The 18,428-nt window shown below is 42.7% G+C and carries 12 protein-coding genes, 1 pseudogene and 1 riboswitch; of the genes and pseudogenes, 7 read left to right on the top strand and 6 right to left on the bottom strand.

The window, feature by feature from the left end; translation table 11 throughout:
* Positions 1–47 precede the first annotated feature (47 nt).
* Complete coding sequence (locus BV455_RS17650; protein WP_218687484.1) at positions 48–1,373, bottom strand: NCS2 family permease; 1,326 nt, start codon at positions 1,371–1,373, stop codon at positions 48–50.
* 439 nt (positions 1,374–1,812) lie between these two features.
* On the opposite strand from BV455_RS17650, the gene BV455_RS17645 reads away from it, so the two are divergent.
* Both BV455_RS17645 and BV455_RS17640 read left to right on the top strand, forming a co-directional pair.
* Positions 1,813–3,147 carry a 5'-deoxyadenosine deaminase gene (locus BV455_RS17645; RefSeq protein WP_061579586.1) on the top strand — a complete coding sequence of 445 codons (1,335 nt, stop codon included), beginning with the start codon at positions 1,813–1,815 and terminating at the stop codon, positions 3,145–3,147.
* Positions 3,148–3,461: 314 nt separating this feature from the next.
* Positions 3,462–4,343 (top strand): hypothetical protein, encoded by an 882-nt coding sequence (locus BV455_RS17640; RefSeq protein ID WP_061579587.1) that lies wholly within the window; start codon positions 3,462–3,464, stop codon positions 4,341–4,343.
* Between the two features lie 260 nt (positions 4,344–4,603).
* Here BV455_RS17640 and BV455_RS17635 read toward each other — a convergent pair whose 3' ends face one another.
* Positions 4,604–5,944: an APC family permease gene (locus tag BV455_RS17635; RefSeq protein ID WP_061579588.1), complete on the bottom strand. Its 1,341-nt coding sequence runs from the start codon at positions 5,942–5,944 to the stop codon at positions 4,604–4,606.
* Positions 5,945–6,310: 366 nt separating this feature from the next.
* Positions 6,311–6,412: riboswitch (guanidine-I (ykkC/yxkD leader) on the top strand.
* Positions 6,413–6,505: 93 nt separating this feature from the next.
* On the opposite strand from BV455_RS17635, the gene BV455_RS17630 reads away from it, so the two are divergent.
* From BV455_RS17630 to atzF, 4 genes are read left to right on the top strand one after another with little or no spacing between them, the layout of a single operon-like run.
* A complete protein-coding gene (locus BV455_RS17630) occupies positions 6,506–7,225 on the top strand; it encodes an urea amidolyase associated protein UAAP1 (protein WP_061579589.1) in 720 nt (239 codons plus the stop codon).
* 35 nt (positions 7,226–7,260) lie between these two features.
* Positions 7,261–7,905: an urea amidolyase associated protein UAAP2 gene (locus tag BV455_RS17625; RefSeq protein ID WP_409991355.1), complete on the top strand. Its 645-nt coding sequence runs from the start codon at positions 7,261–7,263 to the stop codon at positions 7,903–7,905.
* Positions 7,906–7,932: 27 nt separating this feature from the next.
* A complete protein-coding gene (gene uca / locus BV455_RS17620) occupies positions 7,933–11,571 on the top strand; it encodes an urea carboxylase (RefSeq protein WP_061579591.1) in 3,639 nt (1,212 codons plus the stop codon).
* 5 nt (positions 11,572–11,576) lie between these two features.
* Entirely contained in the window at positions 11,577–13,355 is a 1,779-nt protein-coding gene (gene atzF, locus BV455_RS17615) for an allophanate hydrolase (RefSeq protein WP_061579592.1), read from the top strand.
* Between the two features lie 143 nt (positions 13,356–13,498).
* On the opposite strand, the pseudogene BV455_RS20505 reads toward atzF, so the two are convergent.
* Positions 13,499–13,774, bottom strand: a pseudogene (locus BV455_RS20505) (PDC sensor domain-containing protein); the annotation flags it as partial.
* 113 nt (positions 13,775–13,887) lie between these two features.
* Between BV455_RS20505 and BV455_RS17605 the strand changes: the two are divergent.
* The gene (locus BV455_RS17605) at positions 13,888–14,223 is read left to right on the top strand and encodes a GNAT family N-acetyltransferase (protein ID WP_342393775.1); all 336 of its coding nucleotides are present in this window, start codon (positions 13,888–13,890) and stop codon (positions 14,221–14,223) included.
* Between the two features lie 97 nt (positions 14,224–14,320).
* Here BV455_RS17605 and BV455_RS17600 read toward each other — a convergent pair whose 3' ends face one another.
* The 3 genes from BV455_RS17600 to BV455_RS17590 are packed head-to-tail and all read right to left on the bottom strand — an operon-like array spanning position 14,321 to position 18,296.
* Positions 14,321–15,670 carry a GntP family permease gene (locus BV455_RS17600; protein ID WP_061579595.1) on the bottom strand — a complete coding sequence of 450 codons (1,350 nt, stop codon included), beginning with the start codon at positions 15,668–15,670 and terminating at the stop codon, positions 14,321–14,323.
* Between the two features lie 51 nt (positions 15,671–15,721).
* Entirely contained in the window at positions 15,722–17,266 is a 1,545-nt protein-coding gene (gntK, locus tag BV455_RS17595; RefSeq protein WP_061579596.1) for a gluconokinase, read from the bottom strand.
* 19 nt (positions 17,267–17,285) lie between these two features.
* The gene (locus BV455_RS17590; protein ID WP_061579597.1) at positions 17,286–18,296 is read right to left on the bottom strand and encodes a LacI family DNA-binding transcriptional regulator; all 1,011 of its coding nucleotides are present in this window, start codon (positions 18,294–18,296) and stop codon (positions 17,286–17,288) included.
* Between the last annotated feature and the right edge of the window lie 132 nt (positions 18,297–18,428).

Here is an 18,428-nt window from a genome sequence, read left to right as displayed (position 1 = left end):
AAGAAGTAAAACGGGATACCCTTTTTCGCGAGCACCCTCTTTTCGTTCTATTCTCTTAAGAACACAAAGTAAGCAAGGAAAACAAAAAACAATACATATAGAATTGGGTGAACTTCTTTGCCGCGGCCCTTTAAGATCATAGTGATTGGATAGAAGATGAAACCGACCGCAATTCCCGTGGCGATGCTGTAAGAAAGCGGCATCGTGATCAGCGTGAAAAAGGCTGGGACAGCAACCTCTAATTTTTTCCAATCAATCTCCCCAATTGAAGACGCCATTAACACCCCGACGATAATTAGAGCTGGCGCTGTTACCGGAGCAGTAATAACGCTTAATAACGGCGAGAAGAATAACGCTAACAAAAATAAAATCCCTGTGACAACGGCTGAAAATCCTGAACGTCCGCCTGCCGCAACACCTGCGGATGACTCAATGTAAGAAGTCGTTGTTGATGTTCCGAAAATCGCTCCGACCATCACTGCTGTCGCATCGACAAGCAGTGCTTTTCCTGCGCGCGGCAACTTGTTGTCCTTTAACAATCCCGCTTGGTTCGCCACCGCTAAAAGCGTTCCGGTCGCATCAAAAAAGTCAACGATAAAGAACGTTAACACAACCCCTAACATTTTTAAGGTAAAAATGTCGTCCAAATGTTCGAACGCCACTCCAAAAGTAGGAGAAATGTCAGGAATCGCTCCAACAATTTTATGCGGAACTTCAATTAATCCAACAATCATTCCTACAACAGCGGTAATCACCATTCCGTAAAAAACACCGCCATTTACTTTTTTCACCATTAAAACAACAGTAACAAACAAACCGAAAATGGCCAATAACGTATTCCCGTTTTTAAAATCACTTAAACCGACTAACGTCGCTGGATTGTCGACAATGATTCCAGCGTTTTGGAATCCGATAAATGTAATGAATAGACCAATTCCCGCTCCGACCGCATATTTTAATTCTATCGGAATCGCATCAATAATTTTTTCGCGAATACCTGTCAACGTTAAAACTGTAAAGATCATTCCTGAAACAAATACGCCTGCTAACGCTGTTTGCCAAGGAATTTGCATATGCAATACAACCGTAAATGCAAAAAACGCATTCAATCCCATCCCTGGCGCTAACGCGATCGGATATCTTGCTAAAATCCCCATCAAAATCGAGCCGTACGCCGCAGCCAATGCGGTTGCGACAAACACCGCACCTTGATCAATTCGAAGTTCGTTTGGAATATCTTTCACCGCTCCCAATGAAAGCGTGAACGGGTTTACAAATAAAATATAAGCCATCGATAAGAACGTCGTTAACCCGGCAACGATTTCTGTCCGGTAGTTTGTGCCAAGTTCATCAAACTGGAAATACTTTCTCACTTCCTTCTTTGTCCCCCTTTAGTATATAAATGTTCAGTTGTGCCTATTGAGACTAAGTAAAAGTAAAATACCGCTCTCCAAACAATCGACCTCCTCACGAAATATTAACGATTCGATTATATTTTTTTTTAGAATTTTTTATCATTTAATTTGTTATTTTTTATAACACAAAAAATGAAATAATTTCGAATACGGCTAATTTTATTTTCCTCTTTGAATACATGTAATAATTTGTTACATATTTGTTGAAATGTATTTATCTTTATTTTAGGATATCGTTATCAACGACGAATACATATGCTTGTACACCAACCATAGATTAAGTTGTTAAAACGTTTCACTCATGTTGAAAAGTCAATTTGCATTCATATAAACAGCTATTATTACGCTATGTTAGCCAACAATAAAATAGTTGCGACAAGCAATCGGGGGGAATCGAATGGGAACTTTGTTAATTAAAAATGCACAAATTATTACAATGAATCCAGCTAATGAGATTATAATCGGCGACATTTTCATAAAAAATGACACGATTCACTCAATCGGTTCAGAATTAAATCCAAATCAGGTTGATAAAATCATTGATGCGAAAAATCGTACCGTTATACCGGGATTTATACAAACTCACATTCACTTATGCCAAACTCTTTTCCGAGGGAGAGGAGATGATTTAGAGCTACTAGATTGGTTGAAAAAGCGAATATGGCCATTGGAAGCAGCACATGATGAAGATTCAATCTATTATTCTGCAATGCTTGGAATCGGGGAACTTATTCAAAGTGGGACAACGACGGTAGTCGATATGGAAACAGTCCATCATACAGAGTTTGCTTTTCAAGCCATTGCCAAAAGCGGGATAAGAGCTTTGTCAGGAAAAGTGATGATGGATAAAGGCGATGATGTTCCAATTGGATTGCAAGAAAAGACGTCTGATTCTATACAAAAAAGCGTCGATTTGTTAGAAAAATGGAATATGTTTGATAACGGAAGAATTCGCTATGCCTTCTCTCCTCGTTTTGTCATTTCATGTACGGAAGAGTTATTGAAAGAGATCAGAAATTTATCAGAAGAGTATAATGTGAAAGTCCATACCCATGCAGCAGAAAATAGAAAAGAAATTGAAATAGTGCAAAAAGAAACAGGCATGAGAAACATTGAATATCTTGATTATCTGGGGCTGGCAAATGAACGATTGATACTAGCCCACTGTATATGGCTAAATGAGCAGGAAAAGAAAATAATCAAAGAAAAAGGGGTTCATATCAGCCATTGTCCTGGATCAAATTTAAAATTGGCATCAGGAATCGCTGATATTCCAGATTTACTCAGCATGGGCGTTTCTTTAAGCCTAGGTGCCGATGGAGCCCCATGCAATAACAATTTAAATATGTTTAATGAAATGAGACTAGCAGCACTTATCCAGAAACCTACATATGGACCTACAGCTATGAATGCCAGGAGCGTCTTCGAAATGGCAACAATTGGCGGTGCCAAAGCAGTAGGATTAGAGAATGAAATTGGAAGTATTGAAATTGGCAAAAAAGCAGATTTAGTTATCTTAAATTTGAACAATTTCCATACGTATCCTTCCTATGATGTCGATCCCATTTCTCGAATCGTTTATTCTGCTTCGAGAGATGACGTCGAAACAACCATCATTAACGGACAAATTGTCATGGAAAATAAAGTGTTAAAAACTATTGACCAAAATATTGTTTTATATGAAGCAAACCGTTCCATTAAAAGACTTTTAAAAAGAGCAAGCTTTATTTAGTATGCTGTTATCTTACATTTCGCACCACTTAGATCCGAAAAAAGCAGAATTTTCCTGGAACGCTGTCAAGTTTATAAGGAACGACAAAAATAAAGAAGAAGCAGAAGACATTACTTCCTTTGGAGGATGGAAAAACGCATTGAACCACTCATTAGGCTGCTAATACTTTGTAGATATTCAACAGCCTCAACCCTTGAATCGCTCCAGTATGGGGAGATTCAAGGGTCTTATTTGCCTCATATTTGCCTAGGGTTCGCTTCCATGGATAAATTGAAGCAGCGAAAGCTGGGGAACACGGGAGGGGATTTTCTGTTGTGGCGAATGAAATTGGAGCATTGGCGAGTCAAACGTCGAAGGCTGTTCAACAAACGCGCGATATTCTTTCATTCATTCAAAGCGAAATAGCTTTAACAACTGATGTCGTGAAGAAAGAAATAAAGCAAATCGAAGCAGGATCCAACGAGATGCTAACGATTATCGATTTTCTTGACTCGCTGCAAGGAAAGCTCGACCACATTACAACGATGGTATCTAATTCCGTACAGGCAGTAAACGCACAATCCGATAGTGTTCAAGAAATTGCCGGTTTACTGGGCAATATTACAGATATGGCAATGAAAAATAAAGAGCATGTCAATCGGGTCATCATGGATATGGATGAACAGCACGAAAATATTGAGAAAATTTTAACTGTTAATGAAGCATTAGAATCGACATCGAACGAACTACAAGATATTATTGGAAAGGACCGTTCTGTTGCAGCGGCTTCGCTGGATGAAACGATCATCAGAAACACGACAGAAAAAATTTCTCATCTTCTTCAAACATGTCCTTTACACCATATGGATAGGGAACATCATCAGCAATTATTAAACGATTTTCTGCAATCTAATCCCAAAATTGAAGCGGTGTGGTCGAATCATTTAGACGGAACATTTGTATATTCGAACCCTCCTGCCGGGCTTATCAATGCCAAAGCGCGTCCTTGGTTTATCGAAGCCAGCAAAGGACGGACATATGTGTCGGACCCGTATACGTCGGTATTAACTATACAAAATTATACACATCTCTCCCATTTAAGCAAGGTAAAAAATCAAAAAATACAATATATTTCGAATCATTTTGTCATGAATCTTTACATAAGAGTAAACCTAAAAATCAAATCATGTTTTTTACCACCTTATTCCCTACAATGAAATTCGGTAGAACGTCTTTGGCAATGGCGGAAGGAGTCCGTCTTACCAATCGGTTTCACAAGGATATTCATGCCATCGAACAGTCAGTGAACAGCTTTTTAGAGTACATCGAACATCGCCAAAAAGGAGTTCTCCAGCGCTTAGGATGTGCTGTTTTGTTAAAAATAAATAACGCTTTTCCACAGGAAATCTCCTTTGGAAAAGCGAATTCTCAAGATCGTTTTTTTACTGTCATCACCAATGCATTGTATGAAACAGTCTCAAATCACCGCTTTTTTCTCCTTCCCCTCTTGTTCGTACGGTTTTTTTATTATAATAGCAAGATAAACGAAACCTATAACAAGCCAAGCTGACCCTAACAGCAATGACCATTTATCCAAAAGCGTTAACAAGTAAAAAATAAATCCTGCGCCGATGAGCGGAAAAAGAAGATAAGAAATGAATTGCTGCAATGAACGTTGTTTTTCCTTTATAAAGTAATGCGCAATGACAGATAAGTTCACAAACATAAATGCTACTAATGCCCCGAAATTAACGAATTTAATACAAGTATCAAGATCAATGACAAGAGCCAAAAGCGAAAGAATACTAACGATCACAATATTAAAAACTGGAGTTTTAAATTTTGGATGAACATAGCCAAATGATTTTTTTGGCAACAATGCATTACGACCCATGACATACAACAGACGGGACACTGTAGTCATAGAAGAAACACCTTGAGTCAATATCGCGAATATTAACACAAATGTAAAGAGGGAACTAATTAAGTTGCCACCTACTGTTTTTGCTAGCTCAAAACCTGCAGAATCGGGATTTTGAAATGTAAAATGAGGATAAGCAAGCTGGATTAAGTAAGAAGTAGTAAAATAAAGAACAGCCGCTATCACAATAATAATCATAATGGCCCGAGGAATATTCTTTTTCGGATTAATGGTTTCCTCTGCCATTGTAGTGATGGAATCAAATCCAAGAAAAGAAAAGCAAACAATCGAAGCGCCAGCTAAAATGTTAGAGAACGTCACATGGGAATTCATGATAAAAGGACTGCTTAACGATGAAACCGTTGTTGCGGATCCGGTTCTGAGAAGATGATTAAGAACAGTGGAACAGAAGATAGCGATAAAGATGATCTGCATAATCACAAATACTCTACTTACATTCGCAGAAGACTTCACACCGATAATGTTAATGATCATAATCACAATATCAAGAACAATGATCCAAACATAAGTCGGAATAGACGGAAATTGTGCATGAAGATTAATTCCAAACATTAAAACAGCAATAATACAAGAAAAAAAGTAATCAAGTAAAATAGCCCAACCAACCAAAAATCCAACAAAAGGATTCATTGCTTTCGTAATGTATGTCAAAGCAGAACCAGAAACGGGAAACGCTTTTGCCATTTTCCCATAGCTTGAGGCAGTAAAAAAGATAGCAATAAACGCCAACATATAAGCTGCCGTCAACATTCCTTTCGAAGCTTCAAATAAAATACCGAAGCTAGTAAAAAAAATCATTGGTGTCATCCAAGCCAAACCTAAGAAAACAACTTGAAATAATGTAAGTGTTCGTTTTAATTTTTGTGTTTTTTCCATTTTCAACACCCTTTCTTTTATTATTCCCAATGTATCAGTCTGCCTTCCGGTCCCATTTTCAATTAGACAAGTTGTACCGTCTTCGTCTCCCTCCCCCTCCTCTTTATCGATTGTTAATTTTTCTAACATAATAGGTAATATTATGTAACATAATTTAAAACACATTGTACATAAAAAAATAGAAAAAGCAAGATTTTTTCACCTTAAAACCCCAAAAACTTTTTTGCACAGAATAAATAATAAAACTGATTTTATCGTTCTATTTTTTAGAAAATTTATTTTTTATCCCAAAAACTCTTGATCTTGCTAAGTTTTAATGTTACAATTCATAACATAAGATGTTTGTTATTATTACAAAACTAAATACTTAAAGTTTTCTAGGGTTCCGCGGATGCTTGATCCGGTCTGGTCCGAGAGAAAACGCACAGCCGAGAGCTGTGTACACGGAAGGATAAAAGCCTGGGAGGTATCAATTAAGACAAATGGTCTTATTAAGACAATTTGTCTCATTGCTGCCTCCCTTTGTTTTTTTAGGAAACAATTTTTAAGGAGGTTTGTAAAATGGAAAAAATCTGGTCTAAGTTGCTAAATCCCGGAGGAAAGTGGTCCGGCATAATCGGACGGGGAAAACTCATTCGTTTTACTGCTCTCGATGAGGGGGCAAACGTTTCGCTATTGTTGTATAACGCAAAGGACATGTCCGAACGCTATAACATGCCTGATACATTAAAAGCTCAACATACCGCCTATTTGACCAAAGGAAACGTTTTAATGAGTGACAACGGACGAGTGTTGGCTAGTATTGTTGAAGATAGTGTCGGTTGGCACGATACGATTTCTGGTTACACTACCCGTGAAATGACGGATGCCAAATACGGAGTAACAAGTTATCAAGAATTACGAAACGATTGGCTTCGCAGTGGAGAAGAAAACTTTGCGATGGAACTCGTCCGAAATGGGTTAGGACTGAGAGATTTAGTTCCTGTCGTCAATCTTTTTTCAAAAGTGTATTGTGATCATCATGGTGACATGCACTTTGTTGTAGGACATTGCCCGAAAGGAGCTACGATCACACTGCGTACAGAGATGGATGTATTGCTTGTACTATCAAATACGCCAAACCCACTAGACCCACGAACACCTTACCCTTCCGTACCTGTAAGGATGGAAGTATTTAACTCCACGCCAGCAGGTTCTGACGATTATTGTGTAAACTTTCGCCTGGAAAATCGGCGCGCATTTGAAAATACGTGGGAATACTACCAGCTTATTGGTATGTAACTTATTGAATCTATCTTAACGAAGGAGGAATTACAATGTTAAACAAAGTAGAAAGCCCTCGTAAAGTGGAAGAAGCAGTGTACGATAAAATCATCCCTGCAGGAACAGGTTGGATGCATGAATTGCTCCCAGGTCAAGTTCTCCGTATTGTCGATTTAGAAGGAAACCAAGCGGTGGATACGTTATTTTTTGACGCGGAAAATCCGGAAGACCACTACAGTGCAGTGTCCACAATCACTGCCCAAAAAAATATTTACCTTACAACAGGTTCCATATTACGTTCGGAATCAGGAAAAGAATTACTAAAAATTGTCGCAGATACGTGTGGACGGCACGATACATTAGGCGGCGCCTGCTCTGCACAAAGCAATACAGTACGGTACTCGCACGACACGCTGCCGATGCACAATTGCCGCGATACATTTATGCTTCTTTTAGCTCAACACGGTGGAAATTATACAAAAAGAGACTTAGCCCCTAATGTTAACTTTTTTATGAATGTCCCTGTCACTCCGGAGGGAGGCTTAGAATTTGCCGACGGAATTTCCGGCCCGGGACGTTATGTAGAATTGCTTGCTTTGCGACGGACTACCATTCTCATTAGCAACTGCCCGCAATTGAATAATCCATGTAATGCCTATAATCCGACACCGATACAGCTGCTTATTTGGGACAAATAAAAAATGATTAGAACGGAGGAAAGACATATGTTTAAGAAAGTGCTGATCGCCAACCGCGGCGCCATCGCCGTCCGGATTGAACGAACATTGCGCAAACTCGGTATTCCATCCGTAGCAGTATATACAAAAGCAGATCAGGACAGTCTCCATGTGGATTATGCTGACGAAGCCGTCCTCATTGGGGACGGCCCCGCTAAAGATAGCTATTTAGATGCTGATTTAATTTTAAAAACAGCCGTCGAAACCGGAGCGGACGCGATCCATCCTGGATATGGATTTCTGAGCGAAAATGCTGAATTTGCTCGCGCTTGCCGTCAACATGGCATTACATTTATCGGTCCTACTCCCGAACAGATTGAAATGTTCGGATTAAAACACTTAGCAAGAGAAATTGCAAAAAAAGCAGGTGTTCCTTTACTTCCAGGAACTGAACTCATAACAGGGATTGAGGAAGCACTACAACAAGCTGCCGTTATTGGATACCCTGTTATTCTGAAAAGCACAGCTGGAGGCGGCGGCATCGGTATGCGCGTGTGTGAAAATGAAGATGAATTGCGCTCTGCCTTTGAAGCGGTACGTCACCTTGCTGAAGCAAATTTTAAAGATGGTGGTGTCTTTTTGGAAAAATATATACGAAAGGCGCGCCATGTAGAAGTGCAAATATTTGGTAACCGTTTTGGGGAAGTAGTGGCATTAGGAGAAAGAGATTGTTCGATTCAGCGTCGCAATCAAAAGATGATCGAGGAGTGTCCAGCTCCAAATTTACCGGAACATATAAGAAATGCCATGTTAGAAGCAGCGAAGCGCCTTGCAGCCGAAGTCGGCTACCGAAGTGCCGGTACCATCGAATTTCTTTACGACCCACAAATACATGCATTTTACTTCTTAGAAGTAAATACACGCCTTCAAGTAGAACATGGTGTAACGGAAGAAGTATTAGGTATTGATTTAGTCGAATGGATGATTCTTGAAGCTGCTGATGCGCTACATCATTTACCGTCATTAATAAAAAAACCTCGAGGCCACAGCATCCAAGTTCGCCTGTATGCAGAAGATTGCTTTCACGATTTTCGACCAAGCGCTGGTCAGCTCGATCAAGTGATATTTCCTAAAAAAGCTCGTGTCGAAACGTGGGTAAGAAACGGCATAACGATTACTACGCTTTATGACCCTATGCTTGCGAAAATCATTGTTCATGGAAAAGATAGAACCGACGCTATCGAAAAGCTAATTCACGCCCTTGAAGAAACGCGATTATATGGCATCACTACAAATCTTTCCTATATTAAAGCTCTTCTACATGAAAAAGAATTTCAAGAAGGAAATGTATATACACAATTCGTAAACGGATTTTTTCCAGCGGAACATGCATTGGAAGTGCTCGACGGCGGAGTGCAAACAACCGTTCAAGACTGGCCTGGACGAATCGGCTATTGGGATGTGGGAGTTCCCCCATCCGGCCCAATGGACTCACTTTCTTTTCGAATTGGAAACAAATTGCTTGGTAACGACGAAGGAGCTCCTGGTCTTGAGCTAACATTGCGCGGCGGCTCCTACCGTTTTCGAAACGATATGTGGTTCTGCATTACTGGCGCGGACATGCAAGCGACGCTCGACGGCATTCCAGTTTCTATGTATAAGCCGATTTTTGCAAAAAAAGGGCAAATACTAAGTTTTGGTGAAGCGAAAGAAGGGATGCGCACCTACTTGCTTGTTGCCGGTGGTTTTGATATGCCAGACATTCTCGGTAGTTCTTCTACCTTTACACTTGGCGGCTTCGGTGGACATGGGGGACGCGCTTTACGAGCAGGAGATGTTCTTGCTGTTCGTGTCAGTAAAGAACATTCATCCATGATCCATACAGAGGAACTTTCTTCTGCCTCTAGACCAACCATATCCCACACATGGACCATCGGTGTTATACCAGGACCACATTGCACGGAAGAATTTTTACAACCAAATTATTTAACCCAGCTTACAGAAACAAAATGGGAAGTTCATTTTAACAGTTCTCGCACCGGTGTTCGTCTGATTGGACCTGCTCCGCAATGGGCTCGCGAAGACGGTGGAGATGCAGGTCTACATCCTTCCAATATTCACGATAATCCTTATGCCATCGGTACTCTTGATTTAACGGGCGACATGCCGATTCTCCTTGGCCCTGATGGCCCAAGTCTAGGTGGATTCGTGTGTCCTGTTACAACAGCATCAGCGGAATTATGGAAAATTGGCCAATTACATCCGGGAGATACGGTATATTTTCAATTAATCACCTTGGAGGAAGCAGAACATTTGCGAAAAAAACAGGAACAATATTTACAATCTATTGGAAATAGCAAGAGAAATGAGATTCCTATTCTTGAATTGCCGCAACAAAATGAAGAAATTTCGGCAAATTATCCATTGCTTGCTTATGAAAAAAATAATAGAAGATTTCCTATTACGATTCGCTGCTGTGGGGATGAAAACTTACTGGTAGAGTACGGTGAGCTGGAACTGAATGTGCTTTATCGTTTTCAAGTGCATGTTCTAATGCAAGCTATTAAAGATAGCGGGGAGATTCCATTTTTCGATATAACACCAGGCATTCGCTCTCTACAAATTCATATTGACGCATCGAAAATATCTGTTAAGGAAGCGTGCCAAAAAGTTTTAGAGTTAGATAGTGACCTACCTCCTTTGGAGTCGATTGAAGTTCCATCTCGAATTGTTCGTCTCCCCCTTTCTTGGGACGATCCGGCGACGAAACTAGCAATAGAACGTTATCAACAAAATGTCCGTCCAGATGCACCGTGGTGTCCTAGCAATCTAGAATTTATTCGAAGAATTAATGGTCTTAACAGTATCGAAGACGTAAAAAACATCGTATTTACAGCCAACTATCTTGTTCTAGGATTAGGAGATGTATACTTAGGTGCACCTGTAGCGATCCCCCTTGATCCACGCCACCGGCTTGTAACAACCAAATACAATCCTGCCCGTACGTGGACGCCAGAAAATGCAGTCGGGATTGGCGGAGCATATTTATGTATATATGGGATGGAAGGGCCCGGAGGATACCAACTTGTTGGCCGAACTGTACAAATGTGGAATAGACTCCGTTCTACGAAAAATTTTGAACCTGGAAAACCATGGTTATTGCGTTTTTTTGATCAAATTCAATTTTACCCAGTAGAAGCAGATGAACTTTTAAACATACGAGAAGATTTTTTGCGTGGTCGATTTGAAGTAGAAATTGTCGAAACAACCTTTCGCCTTGGCGAGTATTTAGCTTTTCTTGAGTCTATTAAAGAAAGTACAGAACTGTTTCGCCGGCATCAGCAGCAAGCGTTTCAAGCAGAACGGGAACGTTGGAAAAAGCTCGGGCTTGCAGAATATGTACCGGAAGATCATACGAAACAATTGGACAAAGAGGACGATCTTCCAGAAGGTGCGTTAGCTATACGCAGCACAATACCGGGAAGTATATGGAAAGTACTCGTATCCCCGGGACAATACATTCAAAAAGGAGACATATTGATTATTGAAGAAAGCATGAAAATGGAATTTCCACAAGTATCCCCTTATAACGGATACATTGCTTCTGTTCATGTTCGTCCAGGAGAAGAAGTGCAAGCAGGACAATTAATTGTGAGTATGTTCGAGAAAAAAGAAACGGAGGTATGAACAAAATGAGCAATATGAACATCCCTCGCTTGCTGACCATCGGGTGGCTGCAACAGATGTACGCAAAAGGAGCGATTACTCCCGTAGAGGTTATCCATGAAATCATTCGTCGTGCCCAAGAAGATGCGAAAATGAATATTTGGATTACACCTCCTTCATTAGAATGGATTGAATCGTTTTTACACCAATTGCAATATATAGATCCGAAGACGTCCCCGCTTTGGGGCGTTCCTTTCGCTATTAAAGATAATATTGATTTAGCTGGTATCCCTACCACAGCAGGCTGCCCCGATTATGCTTACACACCAACAGAGCATGCTACTGTGGTCGAACGACTAATTGCAGCTGGTGCCATTCCTGTTGGCAAAACGAATTTGGACCAGTTTGCTACAGGACTTGTCGGGACGAGAAGTCCTTACGGAGAAACACATAACGCCTTCCGGCCAGAACTGATTAGCGGTGGCTCTAGCTCAGGCTCTGCTGTTGCAGTTGCCCGCGGTCACGCCGCTTTTGCTCTCGGTACTGATACAGCGGGATCGGGACGCGTACCTGCTGCATTAAATCACCTTATCGGATTTAAACCTAGCTGTGGTGCATGGTCGGTAAAAGGAGTGGTGCCTGCATGCGCTAGCCTTGATTGTGTAACGGTATTTACTCATAGCTTAAATGATGCGTTGACAGTCGATTCCATTGTACGCGGCATAGACGAAAAAGACCCATGGTCCAAAGCCATTCCATCCCCCGTTCCACAGCTTCCAGAAAAAATATATTTGCCGGAAGAGCCGCTTGACTTTTTTGGACCATTTGCAAATGAATATGAACACGCATGGAATCGTACCGTAACCAAATTACAAACATTGGGTATCCGGATCGAATATATCGATACTCAACTATTTTCTAAAGCAGCTTCTCTCCTTTACGATGGTCCTTTTGTTGCGGAACGATGGGCTGACTTAGGAGACTTTATTGATTCCCATCCACAGGCAACGTTTCCGGTGACAGAACAAGTTTTACGTTCCGGTACTGCTTCTTATTATGATGCTGCTTCGGTATTTCGCGCCTTACACCAATTGCAATCGATGAAACTAGAAGTTAGCAAGCTGTTACACAATGCGGTATTCGTTTTACCAACTTGCGGTGGAACGTGGACACGTGATCAGGTAAGAAACGATCCGATTCGCACCAATAGCGATATGGGGCGTTATACAAACCATTGCAATTTATTAGACTTGTGTGCTGTTGCTGTACCTGCTGACCATGCAGCACCTAGTATTCCATTTGGAGTTACATTTTTTACTCTTTCCGGACAGGAAGGTCTCATCTGCAGCGTAGCGAACTTATTTTTATATGATGGCCAAAAGCATTCCAAATGCGTTTTCCCTAACCATAAAAAAGAAACAACCTTCGTCGCCGTTTGCGGTTTGCATATGAGAGGTTTTCCATTAGAAAAGCAAATGCACGAACATGGAGCACGCTTTGTCCGTGAAGCGATGACCGCGGCAAAATATCAACTCGTTCGTCTTCCAAACCTCCCGGCCAAACCAGGACTCATCAAAACGCGAAAAGGCGGAAGCTCCATTCAATTGGAAATATGGGAAATGCCTATCGATCAATTTGGCGCCTTTACCGCCTCTATTCCAGCTCCTCTCAGTATCGGCAAGGTAGAACTAGAAGACGGTTCTGAGGTGCCTGGGTTTATATGTGAAGGATATATTATAGAAGAAGCGGAAGACATTACTTCCTTTGGGGGATGGAAAAACGCTTCGATCCACTCTAAAGCATAAAGAACGATCAGGCAGCCCATCCTTTCTACGTATTTATCCAATAATTACGTACAATGATACGTCCAACCCTTGAATCTCCCCACACCGGAGCGATTCAAGGGTTTTGTTTGCATCATAGTCGCCCGCAAATACATAAAACGGATTTATTCGTTCATTTCCATCGATAAGTCCACACTGATCACACCGACAATACGGTCATGATCGTAAATAGGAGATGATATGGTGATGCAAGGACGTTTCGTTAATGCCGACGTATACGGGTCCGACACATATGTCCGTCCTTTGCTGGCTTCGATAAACCAAGGACGCGCCTTGGCATTGATAAGCCCGGCAGGAGGGTTCGAATATACAAATGTTCCGTCTAAATGATTCGACCACACCGCTTCAATTTCGGGATTAGATTGCAGAAAATCGTTTAATAATTGCTGATGATGTTCCCTATCCATCGCCGTCTTAACAAAAACACAAAATCTCACCCTTGTGTCATTTTTTATAACAGCATTATATATAACAAAATCACCCCAAATTTGATATACAGTTAATACCCACGTATCAAACCGTTGCCCTATACTTTCTTTCTCTAGACAGCGTCGTTGAAAACCAAGGGATCGGCAGCCCTTTGCTGCGGCGGGTAGAGGTGTTGACCACGGAGCACGAATGCGTTGCAATCCGCCTTATTACGCCGAACGATAATGTGTATGCCTTGTGCTTTTACCAAAAGCAAGGATACCAGATGATTGTCCAAGTGTTCCCGAACACCGTAAAACAAGCAAGACAAGTGAAGCCAAGCATCCCGCTTGTCAGCTCAGGCAGCATTCCATCCGTGACGAACTGTTACTTGCGAAACAGTTGTAAACATGCCGATTGAGGCGATTGTGGGTTGTTGGAAGTTGATATAGTTACTCACGAAGCGATGGTAAAAAAACGTCCCCACCTCAGCAATAAGGGGAGACGTTAACATTAGTTTACACGATGACGTTCAATAAAAGGATGAAAATAAATGCCACTACCGAAATAATCGTTTCCATCACGGTCCATGTCATCAGTGTTTCTTTAACGGTCATGCCGAAATATTCTTTAATCATCCAGAAGCCAGAGTCGTTGACGTGCGATAGAATGAGAGAACCAGCTCCCGTCGCTAATACGAGCAACTCCATATTCGTACCAGGCATGCTCGCGGCAATTGGGGCGACGATGCCGGCCGCTGTCATCATCGATACCGTCGCAGAACCTGTCGCGATCCGAATCAGCGCGGCGATTCCCCATCCTAATAGGAGCGGAGACAGATGGGAATGCTTCGCTAAATCGGCAATTTGCTCGCCAATGCCCGAGTCAAGCAACACTTTATTAAACGCTCCGCCAGCGCCGATAACTAGTAAAATATTTGCAACTGGACCAAGGCAGTCGTTCGCAAATTTTAACACTTTATCGCGGTTGAATCCGCGCGCATACCCAAGGCTGAAGAATGAATAAATCGTTGCGATTAACAGCGCGACGATCGGATCCCCGATAAAGCGCAATACTTTCGATGTTTCTGACGTTTGGTCCAACGTTACATTGGCAACAGAAGCGATTAACATCAAAATAACAGGAAGTAAAATGGTGAATAATGTGTTTCCGAATCCAGGCAAATCTTTCGTTTCTTTATGCTGCACAAGCTGCTCGGCGATTTCTGCCGGTACTTTTTTATACATGCGTGACCCGATCCATTTTCCAAACAGCGGACCGGCGATAATGGCTGTCGGCAGTCCGACAATAATCGAGTAAAGAATCGTCATTCCAACGTCTGCTTTAAATATACCGACTGCGGCCATCGCTGCTGGGTGCGGCGGCACCAGTCCATGCACGACCGACAATCCGGCAACGAGCGGAATTCCAATCGTCACGAGCGAAATCCCCGTCTCCATCGCAATCGTAAATACAAGCGGAATGAGCAGGACGAATCCTACTTGAAAAAATACCGGAATACCTACTAAAAAGGCAACGACCATCATCGCCCAATGGACGCGTTTTTGGCCAAAACGATTAATCAATGTTTTCGCAATCCGTTCGGCGCCTCCGGACTCTGCCATCATTTTTCCAAGCATCGTCCCGAGCGCCAAAACAATTGCTAAAAAGCCAAGCGTGTTGCCAAGACCTGCTTTAATCGAATCAATAATTCCCGGCGTTTCCGGCGAAGGCGCGATCAGCGGCATGCCCATCGCAAGCCCGACACCAACGGACGTCAAAATTAAGGCAACAAACGGATGCATTTTCGCAGCCGTAATCAGCAGCAATAATACAACAATCGCTGCAACGACAATCGCAATTCCCATTTTCCATTCCCCCCTCTGTTGTACTTGATGTAAACTAAACCGATTTAGTAGTTATCCATTTCTACGCTGGAAAGAAGCAATCACATCAAACTCGTCTTTCAATCGTTCATACAACCGCATATACATATCAAATAATTCGGAATAAATGAGCGTATTTTCCGTATTCGGTTCATGACGGGCGGTAATATGAATCCACGTTTTCACCGTATCAAGCGACGGAATATCGCCAAGCGCATACAGTGCCAGCGCTGCGGCGCCTAATGCCGACGCCTCATGCGTTTCTGGAACGAGCAACTCTTTTCCCATCATATCGGCAAGCATTTGCCGCCAAAATGGCGATTTGGCAAAGCCGCCCGATACGCGGATTTCCGAAAGCGGTCCCGTTACATCACGAATCGCCAGAGCGACGGAAAAGATACTCATGCATACCCCTTCCATCACCGCGCGAATGAAATGTTCCCGCTTATGATGCAGGCTGATGCCAAAAAACGTGCCTCTGGCGTTTGCATTCCAGTACGGCGCCCGTTCTCCGGATAAAAACGGGAGGAACAACAATCCTTCTGCCCCTGCCGGAACTCGCTCCGCATATTTTGTCAACAAGTCATACGGATCGATGCCAAGCCTTTTCGCCACTTCGCGTTCCTGGCCGCCAAATTCATCGCGCAGCCACCGCAGCAAAATCCCTCCATTATTTGTCGGCCCCCCGGCGACCCAATGGTTTGGCGTCAGGGCATAACAAAACGTTCGTCCTTTTTCGTCCGTTTTTTGCACGGAGGAAATCGTTCGTACCGCGCCGCTCGTTCCGATCGTAATCGCCGCTTCGCCCGGCAAAATCGCGCCAACGCCGATGTTGGCAAGCACCCCGTCACTCGCGCCGACGACAACTGGTACGTCCGGGTCAAGCCCCATTTGCTCGGCCCATTCTTTTTCCATGCCCTGCAATACATGTGTTGTCGGCACTAAACTAGATAACTGTGCCCTCGTAATGCCTAGAAGTTGAAGCACATCCGCATCCCAATCAAGCGTATCCAAGCGAAACAATCCGGTTGCGGAAGCAATTGAATAGTCGATGACATATTGGCCATATAGCCGGTACAAGACGTATTCTTTAATGGACACAAACTTATGAGCCTTCCGGAATACATCTGGCTGCTCTTCCTTCAGCCAAAGCAGTTTCGGAAGCGGTGACATCGGATGAATCGGCGTGCCAGTCCGCTTATAAATAGCCAATCCGTTCCGTTCCCGTAAAAGACGGTCCGCTTGTCCGACGCTGCGGTTATCGGCCCAGATGATACAGCGGGTGAGCGGGCGACCCGACGCATCAAGCGCCATTAGCGAATGCATCGCCGCACTAAAGCCAATCGCTTTCACCTGACGAGAGGCAAGCCGCAATTTGGTATTGACAGCGTTTACAGTTTGGACAACGGCGGAGAAAATTTCCTCGGGATCTTGTTCCGCCCAGCCCGGATGCGGCTGGATGATTGGATAATCCACTGCATAGGAGGAGAGCACCTGCCCGCGTTCGCCAAACGCCACCGCTTTCGTGCTTGTCGTGCCGATATCGACACCAATGACTACTTTATCGTCTGCTGTCATTTTCGTGCCCCTTTTCCAATCATATTTGTCGGACGGATTTCCGCTCGATCAATGTAGGCGGAAAACGAAAAATTTGCGGTTTATGTTTTTGTTTCTTGGTAATCTGCATAAATAAACGCTCTGCAGCTTTTTTCCCCATCGCAAAAGTTGGCTGGGCAATGGTCGTTAACGTTGGCGTATAAATATCGGCAAACGGAACATCATCAATGCTGATCAGCGCCAAATCATCAGGCACATGGATGCCGTTGTTCTTGACGAAATGCAAAATTTCCATCAATGTCAAATCGTTAATCGCAAACAGCGCTTGCGGCGGACGGCCTGAAGCAAATAGCTTCGCTAGTTCACTCTGAATGGAGGAAATTTCGGCCGCAACAAAATAATCGGCGATAACTGGAAGCCCTTTTTCCGTTAGCGCCTGCCGAAATCCTTCAATCCGCTCCACCCTTGGAACAACATGGGAAACAAGCGGAGGAGCGACGACGCCGATGCGTTGGTAGCCACGCTCGGCAAAATATTCGACCGCTAAAGCGGCAGCTTTTTTATTATCAAGCAGAATCGCATCCGCTTCAATCCCCGGAACCATCCGGTCGACAAACACGAGCGGAAAGCGCTCCGCCACTAGCCGCTGATATACATCTTCGTTTTTTCCCGTCGTAAAAACAATCAAGCCATCCACTTGTTTGGCAAGCAGCATGTCAATATATTTTTTTTCTTTTTCCGGATCGTCATCGGAATTGCAGACGATGACATGAAAACCGTGCTCTTGGCACGCTTCTTCGATGGCATGCAAGACTTGGATCGTCAGCATATGTAAAATATTAAAGACAATGACTCCGATCGTTGCTGTTGTTTTCTGTTTTAAGCTGCGAGCGATAATATTCGGTTGATATCCTAGCTCTTCAATCGCCCGAGCAATTCGTTTTCTCGTTTCCTCGCTCATATATTCATAGCGTTTATTCAAATATTGTGATACCGTACTTTTCGAGACGTTGGCCAATTTCGCGACATCGGCCATCGTTACTTTCTTCAAAGGGATCCCTCTTTCATTACTAAATCGATTTAGTATTTATAAACGTTTTCATAAACCGGTTTAGTAGAATTATAAAACAAATTGAAAGCGTTTTACAACTGTTTTTTAGAGAAAAAAAGCAACAAGTTCTTC

Origin of the sequence: Parageobacillus caldoxylosilyticus (assembly GCF_019272935.1) — a bacterium.
Classification (GTDB): domain Bacteria; phylum Bacillota; class Bacilli; order Bacillales; family Anoxybacillaceae; genus Saccharococcus; species Saccharococcus caldoxylosilyticus.
This window is presented reverse-complemented; position numbering and strand designations above follow the sequence as displayed.

Coding starts and splice junctions, on each gene's coding strand:
- BV455_RS17625 (WP_409991355.1), top strand. CDS start 7,261: ATGTTAAACAAAGTAGAAAGCCCTCGTAAAGTGGAAGAAGCAGTGTAC.
- BV455_RS17635 (WP_061579588.1), bottom strand. CDS start 5,944: ATGGAAAAAACACAAAAATTAAAACGAACACTTACATTATTTCAAGTT.
- gntK (WP_061579596.1), bottom strand. CDS start 17,266: ATGACAGCAGACGATAAAGTAGTCATTGGTGTCGATATCGGCACGACA.
- BV455_RS17630 (WP_061579589.1), top strand. CDS start 6,506: ATGGAAAAAATCTGGTCTAAGTTGCTAAATCCCGGAGGAAAGTGGTCC.
- BV455_RS17600 (WP_061579595.1), bottom strand. CDS start 15,670: ATGGGAATTGCGATTGTCGTTGCAGCGATTGTTGTATTATTGCTGCTG.
- uca (WP_061579591.1), top strand. CDS start 7,933: ATGTTTAAGAAAGTGCTGATCGCCAACCGCGGCGCCATCGCCGTCCGG.
- atzF (WP_061579592.1), top strand. CDS start 11,577: ATGAGCAATATGAACATCCCTCGCTTGCTGACCATCGGGTGGCTGCAA.
- BV455_RS17645 (WP_061579586.1), top strand. CDS start 1,813: ATGGGAACTTTGTTAATTAAAAATGCACAAATTATTACAATGAATCCA.